Below are 293 nucleotides of genomic sequence, written 5' to 3'. Positions count from 1 at the left end.
CGGTTTGGAAAGGGGTAATTAACCTTTATTTTCTATTTCAAAAGGATCGAAATATGTACGTTTATGATGAGTGTGCACGCTGCCATGAGCTTCTCCCGATCCAGATTCCAGAATCCGTCCAATAGCGTAGGGGAGGGGAGCGACAAGGCTCGTGATGCCGGCAGCCAGGTTGCCGGTCAGCAGACGGCGGCAATGAAGGCGGGTGTTGCCCCCCGTCCGAATGCCGATGTCAGTGCCGCAGACGCCATCGAGGGCCGGGCTGAGATGCCGGGCTGGCAGAATGCTTTCGTGCT

General features: G+C 56.3%; 1 protein-coding gene. It reads right to left on the bottom strand.

The annotated features are described in order from the left end of the window. Positions 1-18 precede the first annotated feature (18 nt). Positions 19-293: hypothetical protein (locus tag SB816_RS30880; RefSeq protein WP_410548104.1), on the bottom strand; the 275-nt coding region annotated here is incomplete at its 5' end.

This window comes from Achromobacter sp. SIMBA_011 (assembly GCF_046535435.1).
In the GTDB taxonomy this organism is placed as follows: Bacteria; Pseudomonadota; Gammaproteobacteria; order Burkholderiales; family Burkholderiaceae_B; genus Achromobacter; species Achromobacter dolens.
Note: the sequence above shows the minus strand (reverse complement) of the source record. Positions and strands in the feature narration are given on the sequence as shown.